Source organism: Corallincola spongiicola (genome assembly GCF_004284785.1).
Classification (GTDB): Bacteria; Pseudomonadota; Gammaproteobacteria; order Enterobacterales; family Neiellaceae; genus Corallincola; species Corallincola holothuriorum.
The window spans coordinates 218,408-234,662 of the sequence record NZ_SHLY01000004.1; the positions used below are offsets into that span (position 1 = coordinate 218,408).

General features: G+C 50.1%; 18 protein-coding genes and 1 other RNA gene. 7 read left to right on the forward strand and 12 right to left on the reverse strand.

Going from position 1 to position 16,255, the window contains the following annotated elements; translation table 11 throughout:
- Positions 1-4 precede the first annotated feature (4 nt).
- From mraZ to rsmI, 3 genes are all read right to left on the reverse strand, one after another.
- Positions 5-463, reverse strand: coding sequence for a division/cell wall cluster transcriptional repressor MraZ (mraZ, locus tag EXY25_RS13125; RefSeq protein ID WP_114338162.1), 459 nt, complete (start codon positions 461-463; stop codon positions 5-7).
- Between the two features lie 307 nt (positions 464-770).
- Positions 771-1,135, reverse strand: an RNA gene (gene rnpB / locus EXY25_RS13130) — RNase P RNA component class A.
- 34 nt (positions 1,136-1,169) lie between these two features.
- Positions 1,170-2,015, reverse strand: coding sequence for a 16S rRNA (cytidine(1402)-2'-O)-methyltransferase (gene rsmI / locus EXY25_RS13135; protein ID WP_114338161.1), 846 nt, complete (start codon positions 2,013-2,015; stop codon positions 1,170-1,172).
- Between the two features lie 101 nt (positions 2,016-2,116).
- Here rsmI and EXY25_RS13140 point away from each other — a divergent pair, with 101 nt between their 5' ends.
- Genes EXY25_RS13140 through dolP form a run of 4 tightly spaced genes read left to right on the forward strand, consistent with a single transcriptional unit; the run spans position 2,117 to position 5,545 of the window.
- Positions 2,117-4,012, forward strand: a complete 1,896-nt coding sequence (locus EXY25_RS13140) for a penicillin-binding protein activator (protein WP_130567122.1) — start codon at positions 2,117-2,119, stop codon at positions 4,010-4,012.
- Positions 3,990-4,346, forward strand: coding sequence for a YraN family protein (locus tag EXY25_RS13145; RefSeq protein ID WP_114338159.1), 357 nt, complete (start codon positions 3,990-3,992; stop codon positions 4,344-4,346). The genes EXY25_RS13140 and EXY25_RS13145 overlap by 23 nt, the downstream gene beginning before the upstream one ends.
- 22 nt (positions 4,347-4,368) lie before the next feature.
- Positions 4,369-4,959, forward strand: coding sequence for a phosphoheptose isomerase (locus EXY25_RS13150; RefSeq protein WP_114338158.1), 591 nt, complete (start codon positions 4,369-4,371; stop codon positions 4,957-4,959).
- Positions 4,960-4,963: 4 nt separating this feature from the next.
- Positions 4,964-5,545 (forward strand): division/outer membrane stress-associated lipid-binding lipoprotein, encoded by a 582-nt coding sequence (dolP, locus tag EXY25_RS13155; RefSeq protein ID WP_233496464.1) that lies wholly within the window; start codon positions 4,964-4,966, stop codon positions 5,543-5,545.
- Positions 5,546-5,616: 71 nt separating this feature from the next.
- Here dolP and EXY25_RS13160 read toward each other — a convergent pair whose 3' ends face one another.
- The 8 genes from EXY25_RS13160 to zapE all read right to left on the reverse strand — a co-directional run bounded on the left by EXY25_RS13160 (position 5,617) and on the right by zapE (position 11,707).
- A complete protein-coding gene (locus EXY25_RS13160) occupies positions 5,617-6,039 on the reverse strand; it encodes a ClpXP protease specificity-enhancing factor (protein WP_114338157.1) in 423 nt (140 codons plus the stop codon).
- 3 nt (positions 6,040-6,042) lie between these two features.
- Entirely contained in the window at positions 6,043-6,672 is a 630-nt protein-coding gene (gene sspA / locus EXY25_RS13165; RefSeq protein ID WP_114338156.1) for a stringent starvation protein SspA, read from the reverse strand.
- A gap of 84 nt (positions 6,673-6,756) precedes the next feature.
- The gene (locus tag EXY25_RS13170; RefSeq protein ID WP_114338155.1) at positions 6,757-7,494 is read right to left on the reverse strand and encodes a cytochrome c1; all 738 of its coding nucleotides are present in this window, start codon (positions 7,492-7,494) and stop codon (positions 6,757-6,759) included.
- The gene (locus EXY25_RS13175; protein WP_114338154.1) at positions 7,494-8,756 is read right to left on the reverse strand and encodes a cytochrome b; all 1,263 of its coding nucleotides are present in this window, start codon (positions 8,754-8,756) and stop codon (positions 7,494-7,496) included. Before EXY25_RS13175 ends, EXY25_RS13170 begins: the two co-directional genes overlap by 1 nt.
- On the reverse strand, positions 8,756-9,349 hold the full coding sequence (gene petA / locus EXY25_RS13180; protein WP_114338153.1) for a ubiquinol-cytochrome c reductase iron-sulfur subunit: 594 nt from the start codon (positions 9,347-9,349) through the stop codon (positions 8,756-8,758). The genes EXY25_RS13175 and petA overlap by 1 nt, the downstream gene beginning before the upstream one ends.
- Positions 9,350-9,590: 241 nt before the next feature.
- Complete coding sequence (gene rpsI, locus EXY25_RS13185; RefSeq protein WP_114338366.1) at positions 9,591-9,983, reverse strand: 30S ribosomal protein S9; 393 nt, start codon at positions 9,981-9,983, stop codon at positions 9,591-9,593.
- A gap of 18 nt (positions 9,984-10,001) precedes the next feature.
- Entirely contained in the window at positions 10,002-10,430 is a 429-nt protein-coding gene (rplM, locus tag EXY25_RS13190; RefSeq protein WP_114338152.1) for a 50S ribosomal protein L13, read from the reverse strand.
- 191 nt (positions 10,431-10,621) lie between these two features.
- Positions 10,622-11,707, reverse strand: a complete 1,086-nt coding sequence (gene zapE / locus EXY25_RS13195; protein WP_130567123.1) for a cell division protein ZapE — start codon at positions 11,705-11,707, stop codon at positions 10,622-10,624.
- Between the two features lie 117 nt (positions 11,708-11,824).
- On the opposite strand from zapE, the gene EXY25_RS13200 reads away from it, so the two are divergent.
- From EXY25_RS13200 to degS, 3 genes are all read left to right on the forward strand, one after another.
- A complete protein-coding gene (locus EXY25_RS13200) occupies positions 11,825-12,247 on the forward strand; it encodes a Z-ring associated ZapG family protein (protein ID WP_114338150.1) in 423 nt (140 codons plus the stop codon).
- Positions 12,248-12,332: 85 nt separating this feature from the next.
- On the forward strand, positions 12,333-13,688 hold the full coding sequence (locus EXY25_RS13205; RefSeq protein ID WP_130567124.1) for a DegQ family serine endoprotease: 1,356 nt from the start codon (positions 12,333-12,335) through the stop codon (positions 13,686-13,688).
- A gap of 113 nt (positions 13,689-13,801) precedes the next feature.
- Entirely contained in the window at positions 13,802-14,899 is a 1,098-nt protein-coding gene (gene degS, locus EXY25_RS13210) for an outer membrane-stress sensor serine endopeptidase DegS (RefSeq protein ID WP_130567125.1), read from the forward strand.
- Positions 14,900-14,984: 85 nt separating this feature from the next.
- On the opposite strand, the gene murA is transcribed toward degS, so the two are convergent.
- Complete coding sequence (gene murA / locus EXY25_RS13215; RefSeq protein ID WP_130567126.1) at positions 14,985-16,250, reverse strand: UDP-N-acetylglucosamine 1-carboxyvinyltransferase; 1,266 nt, start codon at positions 16,248-16,250, stop codon at positions 14,985-14,987.
- Positions 16,251-16,255: the final 5 nt, after the last annotated feature.

The window sequence follows — 16,255 nt, forward strand, 5'->3', positions numbered from 1 at the left end:
CTAGTTAGAGAGAGAAATCCTGCAGTCGTTCACTGAATGGTTCAGTGCCCGACAGCTCGAGTTCTTTATCCGCTTCAACCTGATCTGCCCAGGTCTGTTCATCCCAGATCTCAAATTTATTGAGCTGGCCCACCAGCATCAGCTTTTTATCCAAATTGGCGTGCTGACGCAGTGGTGCGGAGAGTAGTAAACGGCCATTTTTGTCCATTTCTACTTCGGTGGCGTAACCAAGCAGCAAGCGCTGCATGCGCCTTTCGGCGGGGTGCATACTGGAGAGTTGTTGCAACTTGAGCTCAATCGCTTCCCAAGCTGGCAACGGATAGAGCAATAGACAAGGATCTTTGATATCGATAGTGCAAACCAGTTGCCCCTGACAGCGTTGCATAAGGGTCTCACGATACCGAGTTGGCATCGCAAGGCGACCTTTGCTGTCAAGATTGATGGCATTAGCACCGCGAAACATGATCAGATTGGCTCCCTGTTATATTGCCTTTAGATCCACAATTATCCACTTTCCCCCACGGTGCTAAAGTGTAGGGGGGGTAAACAACCCTTGTCAAGCAGTCACTACCATGCTGTGAGGCCAGTCACCATGGGGTTTTTGTAGCAAAATCGAAAGCCGTTGATAAAGTGGATAAAAGTGGTGGTGAAATGCCGTTCCAGCCCAAAATTTATTTTTACAGTGCTGAAATCAGAGAGAAGAGAGAGGCATCAGGCAAAAAGTGGTTATTTTGCGCCATCACTCGCCCCTGATGGGGCGAGAGAAAAGTTGGGGGAGTTGGCCGATAAGCCGGGTTCTGTCGTGGATGATCATTCCTCTAGGCCTGCAATCGCTCACAGGCTCAAGCAACCTACCCGCTTCCGATATGGGCCATACCGTAAGGAAGCCTATTTGGTCTTGCTCCGGGTGGAGTTTACCGTGCCACGAACTGTTACCAGCCGCGCGGTGCGCTCTTACCGCACCCTTTCACCCTTACCTGTGCGATTATCCGAAGATAAAAGCCATCGGCGGTATACTCTCTGCTGCACTAGTCGTCGGCTTGCGCCGCCCAGGCGTTACCTGGCACCCTGCCCTATGGAGCCCGGACTTTCCTCCCCCGCTATAAATAACGGCGGCGATCATCTGGCCAACTCCGGCGGCGGAGTCTAGCAGAGTTGCGCGGTTTCAGCTAGCGACCCTGCAACTTCAAACCCAGGTCATAAACCAGCTTCTTCTTCACATCGTACATTTCAGCGACCAAAGCGGCTGCTTTCTTCAATGGTAACTCAGCGATAAGAAGCGCTAACCAACGCTCAGCTTCCGCAGGCAAGCCCTCCCCCTCTGGCACCTGATAGCCCCCAATCACCAAAACAAACTCGCCCTGCTGACGCTCTGGCTCAGCCTCTAACCAGTCAATTAAGCCAGCTAAAGTCGATTGGACAACCGATTCAAAGCGCTTGGTTAGCTCTTTTGCCAATGTCGCCTCACGCTCGGCACCAAAATGCTCAATCATCGCGGTCAAGGTCACTAGCACCCGTCGTGGTGACTCATAAAACACCATGGTGCGAGGCTCTTTTGCCAATCCATCGAGGCGACTGTTCAGTGCACCAGATTTGGCAGGCAAAAAACCTTCAAAACTAAATCTGTCGGTTGGCAAACCGGCTGCACTTAACGCCGTAATTGCTGCACATGGCCCAGGCAAAGGGATCACATTGACACCAGCATCACGACAAGCACGCAACAAAGGATAACCGGGGTCACTAATCAGGGGTGTGCCAGCGTCAGATATCAGCGCGACAATTTGCCCAGCCTGCACCCTTTCGATAATCGCAGCACTGCGCGCCCGTTCATTGTGCTCATGCAACGACCAAAGATGGCCACTGATGCTGTAAGCATCCAATAAACGTCGGCTATGGCGGGTGTCCTCAGCGGCGATCAGATCCGCTGCTGTCAGCACTTCAATGGCCCGCTGTGTCATGTCTCCTAGGTTACCTATGGGAGTAGGGACAATATAGAGTGCACTCGCTAAGCTCATTGGGCTGTTTTCCGTTGTTTGTTAAGATGAAAGGGTAAAGGTACACTAAGCCCACTTAAATTAAAGTTACGCCTACTAGACGAGACCGGTAACCTAACCTGATGAGTATTCTACCACGCCTAAGCTGGCCACTTGCCATTCTCTTCACCATTGCGGCCTGTGCTCCGACACCAAAACCGGATCCTAAACCCGAAGAGGTTGCCATCGTTGCCGTAGGGGTGCCAACGGCACCCGCTGCCGACTATTTACTCAAAGCACAAGAGACATCAGGAACGGCTCGCCAAGCCTATCAACTGTTGGCATCACGCGCCCACTTGCTTGAAGGTCAACTGGAGTTAGCCCGCTCAGTCTATGGCAACATTGAGATCCCACTTTCGCGCGATGATCAACGACTGGAGTACACGCTGTTAGGTGCCGAGTTTGCTATCTATCGTGGCGCACCAGATCAAGCCATTGAGATCCTAGGCTCAATCAAGAAAGATAAGCTGAGTAGCGAAGATAAGTTGCGCACCTATCAATTGCTAGCTCGCGCTCAATTGGCCCGTGGCAACCGGGTCGAAGCCGCCAGATCACTGGTGCAACTCGATCCTTCACTGGATCCAGAACAGCAGGTGGAAAACCACAGTTATATCTGGAGCTATCTCAAGCCTCTGACCCCCTTCTCGCTACAAACTTTTGAGCAAGCGCCGCCACCAGACGCCTTTACAGGCTGGTTACGACTAATGGCGTTGACCAAAACCATGTCAACCCACCCGGCTGCGATGATCGATGCCCTAGAGCAGTGGCGCATAGAGTTCCCCAATCACCCTGCAGCAGCCAGCCTGCCGTTGGAACTGCAAACCGCACTAGAAACCCGCCCATTCACGCCAAAACGGATTGGCGTTTTGCTGCCACTCACTGGACGCTTTAAGAGCCAAGGTGAGGCGATACGTGATGGCATGGTATTTGGCTACCTGAAAACAGCCATGCCAGACCTAACGGTGACATTTTATGATACGGCAGCGGAAGGCGCACTGCAGGCGCTGGAACAGGCCCAACTCGCTGCAAGCGACTTTATTATCGGTCCGTTGCTAAAAGGTAACGTTGAGACATTGCTCAACGAAGCCACATTAACCACTCCACTACTCGCACTAAACCGTATCGACGGTACTGTGGACAACGCATCACTATTTTTCTTCCCGTTGGCACCCGAGGATGAAGCCGTACAGGCTGCCCAACGAATGTGGAATGACGGCCACCGTTACCCCTTACTATTACTGCCTAAGGGCGGTTTAGGTAGTCGCATTGCTGCTGCGTTTGAAGAGAGTTGGATGCAGTTAGTCAGCAGCAATCAGCTTGATCCAAATGATGACACCAAGCAGAGTGTTGAGGTGCGTTATTACAGTGACCGCAAAGCGATGCAGAAAATGGTCGAACAAGCGCTCGGGGTTAACGAGAGTCAGGCTCGGATCCGACATATGAAAGGGCTATTCGGCTCTAAGTTGGAAGTTGAGCCGCGCAGTCGCCGAGACTTAGATGCCGTCTACCTGTTCTCCAACCCAATAGAGACTCGCCTACTCAAGCCTTTTGTCGATGTCACCGTCAGTCCGTTTGCGGACCAACTGCCGATCTATGCCAGCTCTCGCAGCCATGAAAAAAGCTTGGCACAAGGTCAGGCACGGGAATTAACTGGCGTGATGTTCAGTGAGATCCCCCTGTTACTGCCTGCCTCCGAAGAGCAATCAAGCACTCGTGACGCCAGTAAGGCTCTGTGGCCTCAGCGCAGCGCCTCTGAGCAGCGCCTATTCGCCCTTGGACTCGACGCCTACCAACTGATCGGTCAGTTGGCCCAGATGCGCGCATTCCCAGGTTTTAGCGTGGAAGGTATGACAGGTAGACTGCAAGTCTCAGAAGATGGCCAGATAAAACGGGAATTGAACTGGGCAAAAATGCGCAATGGTAGCGCGGAGCTTATGCCAAGGCAGGCAACAGAAGATGAAATGGTTACTCAGCCATAGGGCGATTGGTGAGGCCTATGAGCAGCGGGCCAGAGCCTATCTAGAGCGCCATCAGTTGAAGTTTGTCACCGCAAACTTCCATTGCCGTGGTGGTGAGATAGATCTGGTGATGCGAGAAGACAACACTTGGGTGTTTGTTGAGGTAAAGTATCGAAAATCTGGCAGTCACGGAGGCGCTTTAGCCGCAATCGATGAAAAGAAAATTCATCGATTAAGGCATACAGTGCAACTTTTTCTGCAACAAAAGGGGTTAGACGAGAGTCTGACCCCATGTCGAATTGATGTGGTTGCCATTACCGGCGACCAGTATGAATGGATCCGTAACGCGATCTAAGTCCAAAGATAAGGGCCAAACAATGTTGAGTCGCATTGAAGAAAGCTTTAAAGAAAGCATACAAACCAAAATAGCAGCGGCAGAAGCGATGCCTCCAGCCATAGAAAAAGCTGCACAGATGATGGTGCAGTGTCTGCTATCAGGAAACAAGATCCTCACCTGTGGTAACGGCGGCTCTGCTGGCGACGCACAGCATTTCTCCTCTGAGTTATTAAACCGGTTTGAGCAGGAACGCCCTAGCCTCCCTGCCATCGCCCTAACCACCGATAGCTCGACCATCACCTCCATCGCTAACGACTACAGCTATGACGAGATCTTTTCCAAGCAGGTTCGCGCATTGGGTAACAGTGGCGATATTCTGCTAGCGATTTCAACCAGTGGTCAAAGTCGTAATGTGATTAAGGCGATGGAAGCGGCGCTGTCACGAGATATGACAATTGTTGCCTTAACCGGTAAAGACGGCGGGGAGATGGCTGGGCTTTTGGGTCCAAACGATGCTGAAGTACGTGTACCATCTACCCGCACGGCACGAATTCAAGAGGTTCACCTGCTGGCTATTCACTGCCTCTGTGATCTCATCGACCGCACTTTATTCCCACAAGATGAGGAGTAATCATATGATGCCACATCGTCGCCTGCTGGGTGTCGTTTTGGCCGGCACTCTCGCCCTTCAAGGGTGTGCAGCAGTGATCATAGCGGGCGCCGCGGGAACCGCAGCAGCCATCGATGACCGTCGTACCTTGGGCTCTCAGATTGATGACAATGCCATTGAAATCAAGGCAGTCGGTCGTCTACGGGAGCGCAAAGATATCTGGGATCACAGTCGTATCAGTATCAGCAGCGTGAATGGCACCTTGCTATTGGTAGGACAAGCCCCGACCGCACATCTGCGAAACGAAATAAGCCGTGTGGTTGAAGGTATACCCAGCGTCAAAACAGTGCACAATGAAGTTAAAGTAGGTACACCGATTAGTCTTACTACCCAAAGTAATGACGCTTGGATAACCACCAAGGTCAAAGCTGATCTCATTGGTGATAAAGAGGTAAACGGCAACCAGGTCAAAGTGGTTACCGAGAATAGTGAGGTTTACCTGCTCGGATTATTAACCAAACAGGAAGCAAGTAAAGCCACCGAAATAGCTCGTAATGTCACTGGGGTTAAGCAAGTGGTGCGCGTGTTTGAGTACACCAGCAAATAGCCTGAACAGCTTTCCTCAAAATACAAAAAAGGAGCCTAACGGCTCCTTTTTTATATCAAGGTCTAACGTGACTACTTCACCACGCGCAAGCTAGGGCGCCCACCAGAAGGTGGTGTCGGCTTATCGTCATCCGTCACCGGGGATGTCACCAGTGTTGGTTGCTCTTCCAGATCAGCCTCTGGTGCAATATCATCTGCAAAAACGGTTCCTGCGCCATTTTCTCTGGCATAAATCGCCGTCACCGACTCAATAGGCAGATAAACAGACATAGGCGTCCCCCCAAAACGAGCACTAAACGATACCGCATCATTGCCCAACTCTAGCTGCCCTACTGCATGGGGCGCTAAGTTCAATACAATCTGGCCATGTTTGACGAACTGCGTAGGTACCTTTACTGCATCTACCGTCGCATCCACGACAACGTGGGGCGTCAAGTTGTTATCAACTAGCCACTCATAGAATGCGCGCAACAGATAGGGACGGCTTGGGGTCATCGTTTAAAAACCTACTCGCTGTTCTCTTTCCGACTCAGTCAAAGAAGCCTGAAAGGAGTCGCGTTCAAAAACGCGCTGCATATAGGTTTTGATCTCTTTAGAACCACGCCCTGTCAGCTCAATACCTAAACTAGGTAAGCGCCACAACAGCGGGGCAATGTAGCAATCAACCAAACTAAATTCTTCACTCAGAAAATAGGGTGATTCTGCAAACACGGGCGCCAGTGCAATCAAGCTCTCTGTCAGCTCTTTACGTGCTGCATCAGCATTGTTGCCACTGATGATGTTATCAACCAAGACATACCAGTCATTCTCGATGCGGTGCATCATGAGGCGACTATTACCGCGCGCAACTGGGTATACAGGCATGAGAGGCGGATGAGGAAAACGCTCATCAAGGTATTCCATGATGATGCGAGCGTTATAGAGTACTAACTCGCGATCAACCAAGGTAGGTACCGTGTTGTACGGGTTATACTCGATCAACTCTTCTGGAAGGTTGCTCGGATCAACCTGATTGATCTCTACACTTACCCCTTTCTCAGCCAGCACGATACGCACTTGATGGCTGTACAGATCGTTCGCACCTGAAAACAGGGTCATCACAGAACGTTTATTGGCAGCAACGGCCATGGGGCCTCCATATTATCTTTTAGCAAAAACAGGAGACAGGGTAACCCCTGTCTCCCGACAAACATTATCTTATCAACAACCTAACTAGTGTAGATCGCGAAAGAACTCTTTCTTCAGCAAGTACGCCAGGATAGTGAAAATCACCAAAAACCCTAACACCCACCAGCCCATAGAGCGTCGCTCAAGGGTCACAGGCTCTGCTGAGTAAACAAGGAAATTGACCAAATCGAGTACGGCATGGTCATACTCATCTGTGCTCATTTCACCAGAACCATCAGCTCTTATACCGACATAAACATCTTGCTGTTCACCGTCAATCAGCCGAGATTCATAGGTTTTACGTGGCACCCCTTGTAGCTCTTGCAGTACATGGGGCATACCCACGTCTTTAAAAACCACATTGTTCACGCCAAATGGGCGAGTCGGGTCTTCATAGAAGCTACGCAAATAGGTGTATAACCAATCAGCGCCACGAACTCTGGCAACCAAGGTTAAGTCTGGCGGTGTTGCGCCAAACCACTTAGCACCCAATTCATCTGACATTGCATTTTCCATCAAGGCACCAATTTTGGTTCCCTCAATAAACATCAGATTTTCCTGCATCAAAGCTGCTGAAATACCCAAATCACGCGCAACACGTTCGTAACGCTGATACTTAGTTGAGTGGCAACCTGAACAGTAGTTCATAAAAAGCTTCGCACCTGTTTGCAGCGACGCCTTATCGGTCAAATCATAATTTGCTTTATCAAGGTGGACGTTACCACCCGCAGCCATTACCAAGCTTGGTAGAAGCGCCACCAGCGCTATGATCATCCTTTTCATCAGGTCAGCCTCTCTGGTAGCGGTTTAGTATTTTCATTTTTGCTATAGAACCAAAGCAGTACGAAAAAACCGAAATACAAGAAGGTAAATATCCGCGCATACATAGTGTAGGTTTCAGTCGCTGGCAGAGCACCTAAAATGCCCAATGCCACAAAACTCACAGAGAATTGAGCAATGTTTAGCTTGTGCAAGCCACTACGGTAGCGAATTGAACGAACCTTACAACGATCAAGCCAAGGCAACAGTGCCAACACGACGATCGCCAGCCCCATGAAAACAACCCCGCCGAGCTTATGTGGGATAGCACGAAGTACGGCATAGAACGGCGTGAAATACCAGACTGGTGCAATATGCTCAGGTGTCTTCAGTGGGTTAGCCGCCTCAAAGTTAGGTGGCTCAAGGAAATACCCGCCCATCTCTGGGTTAAAGAAGATGACATAAGCAAAAAAGAATAAAAACACACCGATACCGATGAGATCTTTCACCACAAAATAGGGGAAGAAAGGCGCCGCATCGATAATATCTTTTTTACTGGTGTAGTACTCGTGGAACTTGAACTTAGGCTTATCAGCGTCCGCAACAGACCCTTTTGGCCGTTTAATTTCGACACCGTCAGGGTTGTTAGAGCCCACTTCGTGGAGTGCGACCAGATGCAAGAAGACCAACACCACCAGTACCAGTGGTAATGCGATCACATGCAGGGCAAAGAATCGATTCAGTGTTGCACCTGAGACGACATAGTCGCCACGGATCCAAAGGGTCAAATCGTCACCGATGACAGGTATCGCGCCAAAGAGCGAGATAATCACCTGTGCGCCCCAGTAGGACATCTGACCCCAAGGCAGCAGGTAGCCCATGAAGGCCTCAGCCATCAGGGCAATAAAGATAAACATACCAAACAACCACAGCAGTTCACGTGGTTTTTGGTATGAGCCGTAGATCAACCCACGGAACATATGCAGGTAGACAACGACAAAGAATGCTGACGCGCCGGTGGAGTGCATATAACGCAGCAACCAGCCATATTCGACATCTCGCATAATGTATTCAATCGATGCAAACGCGCCTTCAGCCGAGGGCGTGTAATTCATCGTCAACCAAATCCCGGTCAGGATCTGGTTCACCAATACCAACATCGCCAAAGAGCCGAAGAAATACCAGAAGTTAAAATTCTTAGGCGTCGGGTACTGAGCAAGGTGCATATTCCATACACGTTGCATAGGTATCCGATATTCAATCCATTCGAGTAATGAGCGGAACATTACACAGTCCCTCCGTCAACGCCGACCAAGATGGTTGTATCGTCTTTAAAATGGTACGGGGGAATAACCAAGTTTAACGGTGCTGGTACGTCTTTATAAACCCGACCAGCCATATCAAACTTAGAACCATGACACGGACAGAAGAAGCCGTAGTTAACGCCTTCAACCTGTTCTCCAAAAGAACCAGGAAGGTAAGTTGGCGAACAACCTAAATGAGTACATAAGCCGACCGCAACAAATAGTTCAGGCTTCACTGAACGGAATTCGTTTTTGGCGTATTCAGGTTGCTGATCAACTTCGCTGGACTGAGGGTCCTTAAGTTTATCTTCGTTGGCTTTCATCTCTTGTAATACAGAATCAGGACGCAGCACCACCCAAACAGGCTTGCCACGCCATTCAACACGTATTAGCTGTCCCGGTTCCAATTTACTGATATCCACTTCCACCGGAGCACCAGCGGCCTTGGCTTTCTCACTTGGATTCCAAGATTTTATAAATGGGACAGCAGCAGCTACTGCTCCCACACCACCTACGACAGCTGTCGCGGCAGTTAGAAAGCGACGACGGCTGTTATTGACAGGCGCATTGCTCATCCAGTTATCTCCCACATACCATCCGCTTTTATCTGCGGCTTTGGAGCGCGACGAACCGCCTCATCAGGAGAATTCCCGAAAAAGAAAACGGTACGCTGCAAAAAAGAGTCAAGATTGTAAAAAAAACACCCTGCGCTGGCAAGGATACTCGTCATACAACCCTAATCTAAAAAGGAAAAAAAAGCCCCGAAAAACGGGGCTTTTTTTGCAAAGACGTTGACGAACGCCCAGTACCAGCGAATTAACGCTTGGAGAACTGAGGACGCTTACGTGCTTTGTGAAGACCAACTTTCTTACGCTCAACACGACGTGCATCACGAGTAACGAAGCCAGCTTTACGCAGGTCGCTACGCAGAGTCTCATCGTATTCCATCAGTGCACGGGTGATACCGTGACGGATAGCGCCTGCTTGACCGGTAGTACCACCGCCCTTCACAGTTACGTTGATGTCCAGCTTGCCAACCAGTTCGGTTAACTCGAGCGGCTGACGAACAACCATACGAGCCGTTTCGCGGCTGAAGTAAACATCCAAAGGACGTGCATTGACGGTAATAGCGCCACTGCCCGCTTTGATGAATACGCGTGCTGTTGAGCTCTTGCGGCGGCCAGTACCGTAGTATTGATTATCTGCCATGATGGACTGAACCCCCAATTAAAGTTCTAAAGCTTGAGGCTGTTGAGCAGCATGACCATGCTCAGCACCTGCGTAGACTTTCAGCTTACGGAACATTGCGCGACCCAGAGGACCTTTTGGCAACATACCTTTCACTGCTTTCTCAAGAACACGCTCAGGCGCTCTCTGGATAAGCTTTTCAAAGCTCATCTCTTTCAGACCGCCCGGGAAACCGGTATGGCTGTAATAGATTTTGCCTTTCGCTTTGTTACCAGTTACCTGGATCTTCTCAGCATTCACGATGATGATGTAATCACCAGTATCAACGTGAGGAGTATATTCTGGCTTATGCTTGCCACGCAGGCGAAGCGCTACTTCTGTCGCCAGACGACCCAGAGTTTTACCATCTGCATCAACAACGAACCAATCGCGTTTTACAGACTCTGGCTTTGCGGTAAATGTTTTCATTTATCCAAACCTAAAAAATTCGTTTACACCACGTCTCAACGCATTGAGACATCACAAAAATCACCGCATGGTATCCCTTCGAATACACCTGTCGGTCTATGTCAGCACTGCCGATATGGCAGCTGGCAACGTGGGCGGAGCGGGATTATAGACAAAGCGTGGACAAAGATCACCCACTTTCTCACTTATATTTAAGGAATATGTGGGCGCTTGAGGTACTCATGGGATTGCATTTCCAACAAACGGCTCTGGCAACGCTTAAACTCGAAGCTCAATCGCCCATCGTCGTAGAGTTTCTCCATTTCACTTTCAGCTGAAATAATCAACTTCACATTGCGTTCATAGAACTCATCAACCAAGGCGATAAAACGCCTCGCGACGTCGTCATTGTGCACGCCCATCTGCTTGACGCCATGTAGGAGTAAAGTATGAAACTCTTTTGACAGCTCAATGTAGTCAATCTGGCTGCGGGCGCTTTCACATAACACCGCAAAATCAAACATCACCACACCATCTGCCAACCATCGCGTGACTAACTGACGATTATTCACTTCAATTGACGCCCCAGCCTTACCCGGTTCAGGCGCTAACGCGGCAAAGTACTGTTCGAGATTGACTAGCGCAGCGGCGTCTAAAGGATGGTGGTAAATCTCTGCGCGTTCCAGTGTACGCAAGCGATAGTCGATACCAGAATCAACATTGACGATGTCGCAATGTTGGTTCAACAAAGCAATGGCCGGTAGAAAACGCGCCCGTTGCAAACCATTGCGATATAGCTCGTCAGGGGGGATATTAGACGTAGTCACAAGCGTTACTCCCCGCTGGAAGAGACCTTTCAGCAAATTACCTAAGATCATCGCGTCGGTGATATCCGACACAAAGAACTCATCCAGGCAGATCACCCTAGCCTCTGCAGCTAACCGCTCTGCGACACTGTCCAAAGGATCTGATTGGCCAGACAACGCCTGCATCATCTGATGAACCCGATGCATAAACCGGTGAAAGTGCAGCCTTAACTTATTCTCTGCCGGCAGGCATTCAAAAAAAGTATCCACTAAATAGGTTTTACCGCGCCCAACCCCGCCCCAAAAATAAAGTCCTTTCGCCGTTGATGTCGGTGCTTTTGTTAAACGTTGCCAAAATGAACGTTGCGGCGGCTGACTGAGACGCTGATACAGCTCTTGAAGATGGTCAACCGCATTCGCTTGTGCGCTGTCCCTCACAAAACCACTCTGTTCCAGCGCTTTTTCATAACGCGCCAGCGGCGTATCTGACATCTTCTGCCCACCTTTGACAAATAATTGTTTACACTTGCAATGGTACCATGGTGATTCTGACCGAGGTATATTGTGATCCTGGGCATAGCCTACTGAACGAAACGGAGTACGCGCTGAATGATCTGGTTAGTTGGAATTTTATCTATAGTCGTAGGCTTCTTGGCGGGTTGGTATTTTTCACGCTCCACCAATGAAGGTTCCGGTAAAGCTTCGGTTGAAAAAGCACTGGAAGCGACCCAATTTGAATTAGAGCAATATAAGCAAGAAGTGTCGGATCATTTCGCCGCGACGGCTGAATTGCTTGAACAGGCCAATGACAATTACCGCAAATTATGTGGTCAGTTGACCGAGAGTGCTCATGCCCTGCTTGATGAAAAGAGCCGGGCCGAGTTACCTGAGCTAGAAGCGCTGGAGCAACAAAACAAAGCGTTAACAGCAGAAGATGACGAAGAGTGGCAGCAGCCTCGAGATTACTCTGGTTCACCGTCAGGCCTGATCAGTGGTACGGAAAAAGACAAACAGAAAGAGCCTGTAAGTTAACCAAAGCGGGGAACTTATCCCCGCTTCCCTCTGTCTGTTTGTGATGTAGCAACAATCAAACACCATTAGGGAGAATGAAATCAGTATGAAACGTTTGCTGTCTCTTGCCTCGTTGGCGCTATGCGCCACGCTTATCGTTACCCCAACAGAAGCCGCGGCTTCTCTTCCCCTCTCCGTCGAAGGGCAACCAGTTCCTAGCCTTGCTCCTATGCTGGAAAGAGTCACTCCAGCCGTCGTCGACATATCCGTATCTGGAACACATACGGCGAAACAAAGAGTTCCGGATATCTATCAGTACTTCTTCGGAGCCCCGCGCGAGCAGGTACAAGAGCGACCATTTCGCGGACTCGGCTCTGGCGTCATTATTGACAGTGACAAAGGCTACATCGTCACCAATCACCATGTTATCGACAGCGCAGATAAGATCATGGTGACGTTGCAAGATGGGCGAGAGCTCGATGCCCGCGTTATTGGTTCAGATGAAGAATCCGATATCGCACTGTTACAGGTAGACCAAGATAATTTAGTCGCGCTGCCCCGCGCCAATGCAAGTCAGTTGCGTGTTGGCGACTTTGTGGTGGCCGTAGGCAACCCTTTTGGCTTAGGACAAACAGCAACTTCAGGGATCATCAGCGCCCTAGGTCGCTCTAACCTTAACATCGGCCAATATGAAAATTTCATCCAAACCGATGCAGCCATCAACTCGGGTAACTCTGGCGGCGCATTGGTTAATCTCAATGGTGAACTGGTCGGGATCAATACAGCGATCGTTGCCCCTAACGGCGGCAATGTTGGCATCGGCTTCGCCATCCCGATCGATATGGTGAATGACTTGGTCTCACAGTTTATCGAGTTCGGTGAAGTTAGACGCGGTGTACTCGGCGTATCTGGTGGCGAACTCACCCCAGACTTAGCAGAAGCATTTGGCTACGATACCAAACACGGCGCCTTTGTTAATCAGGTGTTCGAAGGATCGGCCGCAGAAGCTGCAGGGATAAAAGCTGGTGATATCGTGGTCAGTGTTGACGGTAGTATGATCAAGAGCTTTGGCGAACTGCGCGCCAAAATAGCTACCCGCGGCGCTGGCAGCCAGGTTACGCTGGGTGTGATCCGCGATGGTAAATTGACCGACTTTAAAGTCACCCTGAAAGAGGCAGAGGAAGCACGAGTACAAGCACAGGCGCTCCATCCCGCTTTCGAAGGTGCGGTACTGCGAAACAGTGAAGATAGCGATAAACAATCAGGAGTGATCGTAGAAAAGGTCGCCCCCCGGTCGCCAGCATCACAAATCGGCTTTAAAGAGGGCGACGTCATTCTCGGTCTCAATAAACAGCCAGTAACCAACCTGAAGGGGCTACGCCAAATTCTGGAGCAGCAGCCATCCGTATTGGCCCTGAACATTCAACGGAACGGCCAACGTATGTATTTAGTTGTCCGGTAACACCCGATAATCAACTAAGATCTGTTAAGACACGCTCCACCAGAGCGTGTCTTACTCCCTTTTCTTTAGTGGCAGTGCTATCCTGCGATTGTATCTAAAGGAATTTCATATCCATGATCTCTCGATTTGCCTCTTTCGCCTCCTATTTGGGCAAAAGCATCGTTTTTGGCCTCGCCATTGCGGCGATCTTATTGCTGCTACTACCAAACCTGCGTGAGCAGGGAAGCGGCGGGAGTCTGCTGATCAGCAGTCAACCTGCAGCAATATCTTTTGCTGAAGGGGTTAGGCGAGCGGCGCCTGCAGTCGTCAATGTCTATACCCGCAGCCTACGATCGGTCACCGACTCGCAACCAGCACAACTTCGTCCGCAAGGCTTAGGCTCTGGCGTATTGATGAGCAAAAAGGGCTATATACTCACCAATTACCATGTTATTGCCGATGCCGATCAAATTATTGTGGCGCTGCAAGATGGGCGAATATTTACCGCCGAGCTCATTGGCAGTGATATCTATACCGATCTTGCCGTGCTCTATATTGAATCTGACGATCTTCCTGTGATCCCACAAAATAGAGACACAGTGGCCATGGTCGGTGATGTGGTATTGGCCATCGGTAACCCATACAACCTGGGTCAGACGATCACCCAAGGGATCGTCAGTGCCACGGGGCGCAGTGGTATGGCTTCCACCAGCTATCAAGACTTTCTGCAAACCGATGCTGCAATTAATCGCGGTAACTCTGGCGGTGCGCTGGTCAATAGCCTGGGTGAGCTTGTCGGCATCAACACGGCAGCCTATTACACCAGCCCCAATGTTGAGAGCCAGGGGATCAGCTTCGCCATTCCCTATGCGTTAGCCCATAAGATCATGAACAAATTAATTTCCGATGGGCGCGTCATACGAGGTTATTTGGGGATCACTGGGCAGCAAGTTAACCCTGTACACGCTAAGCAGTTAAAACTAGGTACATTAACCGGCGTTGTAATTGACAATATGGAGCCGGACGGCCCAGCAGCAAGAGCGGGACTGCTCCGTAATGACGTAATGATCAAGATGGACGATATAGCTGTCGCTGGTGTCCATGATGCAATGGATCGGATCGCAGAAACCAGACCTGGTGCCACGGTAAATATCACTGTGGTCAGGCGTGGCGAGCGCCTCAACATCCCGGTTCAAGTGCATGAGCCACCAGCACTGGCGAGCAACAACTAGCCACTTTTGCTCAATTGAATGTGGATAAATAAAAAAGCTGCCATTGAGGGCAGCTTTTATATTCGTATATCAAGACGATAATCTATCAGGCTTTGACGCGAGTGATTGTCGCGCCTAAGCCGCCCAACTTCTTCTCTATCGCCTCGTACCCGCGATCTAAATGATAGATACGGTCGACAACCGTTTGCCCAGCGGCCATCATACCGGCTATCACCAAGCAAGCTGACGCTCGAAGATCGGTGGCCATCACTTCTGCACCTGTCAATTCGTCAGTGTGATGACAAATAGCAGTGTTGCCTTCCAGTTCAATGTCAGCACCCATACGGCATAGTTCCGGCACATGCATAAAACGATTCTCAAAAATCGTTTCTGTCACTTTGCCACTGCCATCCGCCAGAATATTAAGCACGGTAAACTGTGCCTGCATATCCGTAGGGAAGCCAGGGTGTGGTGCTGTACGTATGCTTACAGCCTTGAGTTGGCGAGCACGCATATCTAATCGGATCCAGTCATCAGCAAAAGTGACCTTTGCTCCTGCTTCTTGCAGTTTAGCGATAACAGGCTCCAATAAACGCGCATCGGTATTGCGGCAAGTGACATCACCACCGGAGACAGCCGCTGCCACCAAAAAGGTGCCAGTCTCTATGCGATCAGGTAACACCGCATAACTTCCACCGTGTAGCGCTTTTACGCCTTCAATCTCAATTCTATCTGTCCCGGCACCACTGATCTTCGCCCCAAGTGAATTTAGGAAGTTGGCTAAATCTGTCACTTCCGGCTCACGAGCCGCGTTTTCAATTATCGTTTTACCGTTGGCAAGGACGGCGGCAGCCATCAAGTTTTCGGTACCTGTCACACTGACGGTATCGAGAAAAATAGTCGCCCCACGCAAGCCGCCTTCAGGTGCGGTGGCATTGATATAACCGCCCTCCACCTGAATATCTGCGCCCATCAACTCTAGCCCATGAATATGCAAATTCACTGGACGCGCACCAATAGCACAGCCACCCGGTAACGAAACTCGCGCCTTACCGCCACGAGCGACCAAAGGCCCCAACGCCAGAATAGATGCACGCATGGTTTTCACCAAATCATAAGGCGCTTCATGGCTGGTCAAGATCGAGGCATCGATAGTAACTTGATTGTCACCACTCCAGTTCGCATCAACCCCCATACGGCCAAGCAGAGCCAACGTAGTATTGATATCTCGCAAGCGAGGTACGTTGTTAACAACCAGCGGCTCACCGCATAACAGGGTGGCAAATAAAATAGGCAGAGCGGCGTTCTTAGCCCCTGAGATGGTTACATCACCATGCAGAGGACCGCTTTTTTCAACTAACAATCTATCCATTACAT

Bases quoted from the DNA above. Each gene is read 5' to 3' on its own strand.
- mraZ (WP_114338162.1), bottom strand. From the start codon at position 463: ATGTTTCGCGGTGCTAATGCCATCAATCTTGACAGCAAAGGTCGCCTT.
- EXY25_RS13145 (WP_114338159.1), top strand. From the start codon at position 3,990: ATGAAATGGTTACTCAGCCATAGGGCGATTGGTGAGGCCTATGAGCAG.
- degS (WP_130567125.1), top strand. From the start codon at position 13,802: ATGATCTCTCGATTTGCCTCTTTCGCCTCCTATTTGGGCAAAAGCATC.
- petA (WP_114338153.1), bottom strand. From the start codon at position 9,349: ATGAGCAATGCGCCTGTCAATAACAGCCGTCGTCGCTTTCTAACTGCC.
- EXY25_RS13140 (WP_130567122.1), top strand. From the start codon at position 2,117: ATGAGTATTCTACCACGCCTAAGCTGGCCACTTGCCATTCTCTTCACC.
- rsmI (WP_114338161.1), bottom strand. From the start codon at position 2,015: ATGAGCTTAGCGAGTGCACTCTATATTGTCCCTACTCCCATAGGTAAC.
- zapE (WP_130567123.1), bottom strand. From the start codon at position 11,707: ATGTCAGATACGCCGCTGGCGCGTTATGAAAAAGCGCTGGAACAGAGT.
- dolP (WP_233496464.1), top strand. From the start codon at position 4,964: ATGATGCCACATCGTCGCCTGCTGGGTGTCGTTTTGGCCGGCACTCTC.
- EXY25_RS13175 (WP_114338154.1), bottom strand. From the start codon at position 8,756: ATGTTCCGCTCATTACTCGAATGGATTGAATATCGGATACCTATGCAA.
- rpsI (WP_114338366.1), bottom strand. From the start codon at position 9,983: ATGGCAGATAATCAATACTACGGTACTGGCCGCCGCAAGAGCTCAACA.
- EXY25_RS13160 (WP_114338157.1), bottom strand. From the start codon at position 6,039: ATGACCCCAAGCCGTCCCTATCTGTTGCGCGCATTCTATGAGTGGCTA.
- EXY25_RS13200 (WP_114338150.1), top strand. From the start codon at position 11,825: ATGATCTGGTTAGTTGGAATTTTATCTATAGTCGTAGGCTTCTTGGCG.
- rplM (WP_114338152.1), bottom strand. From the start codon at position 10,430: ATGAAAACATTTACCGCAAAGCCAGAGTCTGTAAAACGCGATTGGTTC.
- EXY25_RS13205 (WP_130567124.1), top strand. From the start codon at position 12,333: ATGAAACGTTTGCTGTCTCTTGCCTCGTTGGCGCTATGCGCCACGCTT.
- murA (WP_130567126.1), bottom strand. From the start codon at position 16,250: ATGGATAGATTGTTAGTTGAAAAAAGCGGTCCTCTGCATGGTGATGTA.
- EXY25_RS13170 (WP_114338155.1), bottom strand. From the start codon at position 7,494: ATGAAAAGGATGATCATAGCGCTGGTGGCGCTTCTACCAAGCTTGGTA.
- EXY25_RS13150 (WP_114338158.1), top strand. From the start codon at position 4,369: ATGTTGAGTCGCATTGAAGAAAGCTTTAAAGAAAGCATACAAACCAAA.
- sspA (WP_114338156.1), bottom strand. From the start codon at position 6,672: ATGGCCGTTGCTGCCAATAAACGTTCTGTGATGACCCTGTTTTCAGGT.